At 40.4% G+C, this 6000-nt stretch carries 5 protein-coding genes; 4 read left to right on the top strand and 1 reads right to left on the bottom strand.

The genetic code is table 11. From position 1 onward, the window contains the following. Window positions 1-192: 192 nt before the first annotated feature. The 3 genes from J2Y37_RS14325 (at window position 193) to J2Y37_RS14315 (ending at window position 3614) form a co-directional block, all read left to right on the top strand. Window positions 193-975 (top strand): FRG domain-containing protein, encoded by a 783-nt coding sequence (locus J2Y37_RS14325; RefSeq protein WP_349033246.1) that lies wholly within the window; start codon window positions 193-195, stop codon window positions 973-975. 172 nt (window positions 976-1147) lie between these two features. Further along, window positions 1148-1459: an ankyrin repeat domain-containing protein gene (locus tag J2Y37_RS14320; RefSeq protein ID WP_349033245.1), complete on the top strand. Its 312-nt coding sequence runs from the start codon at window positions 1148-1150 to the stop codon at window positions 1457-1459. A 379-nt stretch (window positions 1460-1838) separates the two neighbouring features. Next, window positions 1839-3614: an SLC13 family permease gene (locus J2Y37_RS14315; RefSeq protein ID WP_349033244.1), complete on the top strand. Its 1776-nt coding sequence runs from the start codon at window positions 1839-1841 to the stop codon at window positions 3612-3614. Between the two features lie 52 nt (window positions 3615-3666). Here J2Y37_RS14315 and J2Y37_RS14310 read toward each other — a convergent pair whose 3' ends face one another. Beyond that, on the bottom strand, window positions 3667-4389 hold the full coding sequence (locus tag J2Y37_RS14310) for a TIGR04219 family outer membrane beta-barrel protein (protein ID WP_034595747.1): 723 nt from the start codon (window positions 4387-4389) through the stop codon (window positions 3667-3669). Between the two features lie 130 nt (window positions 4390-4519). Here J2Y37_RS14310 and J2Y37_RS14305 point away from each other — a divergent pair, with 130 nt between their 5' ends. Then, window positions 4520-5971 (top strand): aldehyde dehydrogenase family protein, encoded by a 1452-nt coding sequence (locus tag J2Y37_RS14305; protein ID WP_349033243.1) that lies wholly within the window; start codon window positions 4520-4522, stop codon window positions 5969-5971. The last annotated feature ends 29 nt before the right edge of the window (window positions 5972-6000 follow it).

Genomic DNA, 6000 nt, shown 5'->3' with positions numbered 1-6000 from the left:
CTGATCCCTTCCCGAACTCAGAAGTGAAACCTCTTCGCGCTGATGGTAGTGTGGCACTTGCCATGTGAGAGTAAGTCATCGCCAGCTTTTAAATATCAAACACCCCCTACTCGATAGAGCAGGGGGTGTTTTTTATTGTGCGATAAATAGTATTATAAGTAATTGATTATAAATTTGAATTTTTTAAGAGCTATGGAATATATTAAATCAGATTTATTTGGGAGAATAGTATCACCTAAAACGCTTCCAGAAATTTTAGACTTAGTTTCTAGACACGCTAATACACGTAGAAATGTCTATCTTTGGAGAGGACAAGGAGATATTGAATGGCCAATTCATAGTTCAGCTTATAGACGTTTATTATTAGATAGTAAAAAGGTAGAAGAAAAGGATATTTTATATTATGAAAAATATCTGCTTGAAAATGCTACACATCAAGGATATAGGTTTGAAAGTGGACAAGAGCTTTCGGACTTAGAATTATTAGCTAAATTACAGCATCATGGGGCGGCGACTAGACTTATCGACTGTTCAAGAAATATGCTTGTTGCACTTTGGTTTTGTTGTTTTTCGGAACCCCAAAAAACAGGATTATTATTTGGGATCCATTCAGATCATTTGGGAGGCAGTGAAAATCGAGGAGATAAAAGAAAATATGATGACATTTTTAAAAATCTGAAACAGCACAATCACCCCCAGACATGGCATCCTCCTGCAGTCAGTAAACGCATTGTTGCTCAAGGAGCACAGTTTTTATATAGCTTCACAACACAATCCTTTGCTGGCAGCTTAGCATTAGAACAAGATAAGGAAATTTATATTGCAATTTCTATTCAACCTCAAGTTAAAGAGAGGTTTTTGAAGGAGTTATCGAATATTTTTGATATTAGGTATTTTACTCTTTTCCCTGATATTGATGGATTTGGATACGCTCATAGTTTTCGATATAAAAAATATGATATTGAAAGATGGTAATATAGAGATTTACTTTATTAATATTTAAATAGATATATAAAGTAAAATTGAGAAAATAGAAGCTTTATCACTTTGATATAGCTTCTTCCTTATTTAAGAATCAATAGAATGCTAAAGGATTAGCAAAGAAGTATAAAAAAGTTTATCTTAGATAAAAAATTAGGTATTTCCTATGCAACTCAACTCTTTCTCTCCGCTCCCAGAAGACGATGAAGAACTCAATCTTCCTGAACTGGTGTATTGGGCTTCACTCGGTGATGCGGAACAAGTTACACAATTATTAGACGCTGGTATTGATCCAAACCAGACCGATGATGAAGGCTATAGTGCGTTACAGGCAGCAGCTGAGAACGATCATTTAGCAGTGGTGAAGCTGTTAGTGATTAAAGGTGCAAACGTGGCTTATAAAGGCGAATATACTGCGCTACAGCTTGCAGAAATGGTAGAGCATACCGAAGTGATTGAGTATTTAAAAAATCTTTAAATTGCCTATAAAAAACGATAGATAAAAAAAGCCCCATCATCCTGATGGGGCTTTTTTCGTATTTGGTTTATTGTTGCTTACTTCCTATAAACAACCACTTCCTGTGGGTCTTGTTATTCTGAAGGAGACTTCCTGTCTCTGTATGCTTTGTATATTAAAGTGAATACGGGGCACTGTATATTCGTCAATGACCCCGATCACTGTACGTTCAGGCTTACATTGACCTCAACGCTTAGATCGTGTGATTTTTACCATATAAATGGATATAGAGGCAGGTTCTTATCATTATTTTAGCTAAGGTTAGCTTTAAATCGCATTTGTATATCAAGTTTTACTATATAAAATTCGGAAAATTATATACTTGTGGAAAGACTGTCTCATGGGTTGGGAAGGATGGTTGTCATTAGCCTTAACGTTAACAGGGCTGCTCACGCTGATTTTTTCAAAAATTGCACCACATATTGTGATGTTAGCGATTTTGACTGTATTGAGTGTGTTGGGCATATTGACGGCTCAAGAGGCTTTGGCTGGCTTTAGTAACTCAGGCCTGATTACCGTTGCAGCGATGTTTGTGGTTGCCGCAGGTATTTCTAATTCTGGTGGTATTGATCTGTTTGTCAATAAGTTACTGGGCACACCCAAAACGGAACGCATGGCGCTGCTTAGAATTTTCTTACCGATCGCACCACTTAGTGCCTTTTTAAATAATACCCCTGTGGTTGCAACCATGATTCCAGCATTGAATAGCTGGTCGAAGAAGATCGGGATTGCCCCATCTAAATTAATGATTCCCCTGAGTTATACCGCTATTCTGGGTGGAACGATTACTTTAATTGGTACCAGTACCAATTTGGTGGTTAATGGGCAGTACCAAGCATTAACGGGCGAAGCTGGATTTGGTTTATTTGATATTACAATTATTGGTTTGCCTGTTGCGATCATTGGTATGTTTGCGATGTATTGGCTCGCACCAAAATTATTGCCCAATCATCAAGAGCAGAATGTCTTTTCCAATCTACGCGAATTTACCTTAGAAGTGGTGGTGAGTCCGAATGGTCCACTGGTCGGTCAATCGGTTGCAGCGGCAGGGCTAAGAAGCTTAAAGCGTGTTTATTTGGTTGAAATTGAACGTCAGCAAACCGTTTTATCGGCCGTGTCTTCTGATGAAATTTTATTTGGAGATGATCGTCTGGTTTTTGCAGGTGATACCGAAGCGATTACTGAACTGTTAAACATCAATGGATTGGTTGCGCCTGACAGCATTGACGAAAAGTCCTCTTTAGAAGAAACACATGCAGGCCGTCGTTTAGTTGAGGCAGTTGTGTCACCGCATTGTGAAGCGATTGGTAGTGCCATTCGTGATGCTAAATTTCGTAATCGTTATGGTGCTGTGGTTTTGGCTGTGGCTCGAAATGGGGAACGTTTAAAAGGCGGTTTGGGGAATATTAAATTACAGGCGGGCGATACCTTGTTATTGGAAGCACGCCCTGCTTTTGTGTCTCGACAAAAATATAATAAAGATTTTCTATTGGTCAATGAGCTGGATCATGAACCACTGCAACATGATAAAGCATTATTGTCATGGGGCATTTTACTCGCTGCGGTGATTGCCGCTGGCTTTAATGTGATCAGCATGCTCAATGCCGCATTGTTGGCTGCGGGTGCAATGTTGATTTTCCGTTGTCTGACCGTGAAGCAGGCTGAAAAGAGCTTAGATTTAACCGTCATCCTAACCATTGCGGCTTCTTTTGCTTTGGGTGCTGCTTTGGAAAAGACAGGTGTAGCTGAAATGCTGGCGCAATTCATCGTGCATTTTAGTGCGGGTGAAGCGATCTTATTGCTGATTTTGACTTACTTCTTTGTTTCATTATTGACTGAAGTGATTACCAACAATGCAGCAGCGTTGCTGACCTTGCCGATTGTATTGGAGATTACAGCTCAAGCGAATTTAAATCCGATTCCGTTTGTCTTTGCGATTATGATGGCGGCTTCCGCAAGTTTTGCGACACCGCTGGGTTATCAGACCAATTTAATGGTATTAGGACCAGGAAATTATCGCTTTAGTGATTTTATTAAAATCGGCTTACCCATGAATATTTTTATTGGTTGTGTCACGGTCACGTTATTGATTTTGTTCTTTCCCATTCAGTTATAAAAGATAAAGCCCTGAAGATTTCAGGGCTTTTTTTACGGCTTAAATCGCCTGTTTAGAAGTGGATATCGATACCCAAATAAGGTCCTTTGAAATCAAATTTGAGATCATTTTTTTCGTAGTCATCTAGCTTGATATTTAAGATGCGATAGCCTGCTTTTAAACCGACATCCACCAGTAAGTTATCAATAAAGTTGTATTGTAATTCTGCTTGGGCATCGGTGATTTTGGTGTCGTTGAAGTTGCTATATAACAACTCAGCTTTGGCACTTAAACCTGTGAATGGCAGTTTGACACCTGCTGACCCATAAATTACAGGAACTGTTTTGTTGATATCGACTTTCCCCATTTTATAAAGGCTACTCGTTGGGTCTGCTAGAAGCGTTGTGACATCACCATTTAAAGTGGTTGCACCAAATCCCACATCCGCATCGACGATATTGTCTAAGATCTCATAATATAAAATAAAATCGGTATGAGCGATATCTAGGTCATATATAGGTTGCCCCAAAACCTCATTTTCTGTTTGTGTCTTTAAATTCACATGGCGAATTTTGGCATTTGGCAGTAACGGAATGGGATGTTCAAAAGCCAATGACAGTTGTGCTGAACCTTTACGGTCTAAGTCTTGATCTGGTGCAGATGTTTGCGCAGCCATATTGGCTTTACCATTGTAGTTCCAATAGCTGAGATCGCCTTTGACACCAATTACGTCTGCTTGTGCCAAACCACACAGGCTCGTCCCTAAAGCGAGCATTGATATTTTTAATATTTTCATTGTATTGTTCCAATAAATACGAGAAACAGTAATGAATTGTTGTAAATTCATCACCGATTGGGCGCATCATATAGTGAACAATTCAAATATGCAGTAGTCTAATTTTAAATTTTTGCAAAGAGAATAAATAATGTCAGATACACAAAGTGTTGTGGATTACCCACTGTATGTGGCAGGCAAGGCAATCACAACAGGTCAATGGTTAGACGTACAGAATAAATATCAAGGCACGACATTTGCGCGAGTGGCGTTGGCTGATGCTAAGGTTTTAGAAAAGGCGATTGCCGCATCGGTCAAAGCAGAAGCCGAAATGGCAGCATTAAAACCCTTCCAAAAACAGCAAATCTTATTGCACTGTGTAAAACGCTTTAATGAGTTACGTGACGAGCTGACCGAAATTTTAATCGCAGAAGGCGGCAAGCCTCGTAGTGCGGCGAGTGCCGAAGTTGAACGGTTGATTAATACTTTTCAATTGGCTGCGGATGCAGTGACACAACTTGATGATGGTCGAGTATTACCTTTAGCCGTCACGCCAGCCGCAGCGCGTTATCGCGGCATGGTGAAACAGGTGCCGATTGGTGCTGTTTCATTGATTAGTCCCTTCAATTTCCCTTTAAATTTGGTGGCACATAAGATCGCGCCTGCCATTGCGGCAGGTTGTCCTTTTGTTTTAAAACCAGCGAGTCTAACCCCGATTAGTGCATTAAAAATTGCTGAGGTATTGGCAGAAACGGATTTGCCGAAAGGTTCGTGGTCGGTATTGCCTTGTGAGCGTCAAGCCGCTGATATTTTGGTCACTGATGATCGCTTTAAATTACTCAGCTTTACCGGTTCTGACCAAGTGGGTTGGGATATGAAAGCGCGTGCAGGTCGTAAAAAAGTGACTTTAGAGCTGGGCGGAAATGCAGCGGTGATGATTGAAGCAGATGCGGTGGTTGACGATGCACTGATTGATCGTTTGATTGGTGCTGCATATAGCCATGCTGGGCAGGTCTGTATTAGTGTGCAACGTATTTTAATTCATGCCGATCTTTATGCTGACGTGAAAAAGAAACTGTTGGCAAAGCTGAAAAAGATCAAAGCTGATGATCCAGCATTAAGTACGACATTGGTTGGTCCGATGATTAAAGCAGCGGAAGCGGTTCGTTTGAAAAAGTGGATTGATAAGGCTGAGAAGAAAGGAGCGAAAGTACTGATCGGTGGCAATCTACAAGGCGTTTTACTCGAACCAACTTTGTTGGAAAATGTCGATGCCAAACTTGAAATTTATAAGGATGAAGCCTTTGGTCCTGTCGCAATACTAGAGAGATATAAAGATTTTGAACAAGGCATTGCCACCATTAATCAAAGCCGTTTTGGTTTACAAGCAGGTGTCTATACGCAGAGTCTCAATAAAATGCTGTATGCATGGGATCATTTGCATGTGGGTGGTGTGATCATCAATGATGTACCTACTTTCCGTGTCGACAATATGCCGTATGGTGGTGTGAAGGATTCTGGTTTAGGTCGAGAGGGGATTCATTCTGCGATTCGTGATATGCAGGAAGAACGGTTATTGGTGATTAAGGAAACTCAAGCCTAATTAGCGGTGGGTGGCGTATTGATCTACTG

This window comes from Acinetobacter sp. 3657 (genome assembly GCF_031456775.1).
Taxonomy (GTDB): domain Bacteria; phylum Pseudomonadota; class Gammaproteobacteria; order Pseudomonadales; family Moraxellaceae; genus Acinetobacter.
The sequence above is the reverse complement of the archived record's forward strand: the minus strand, read 5'-3'. Positions and strand labels throughout refer to the sequence as shown.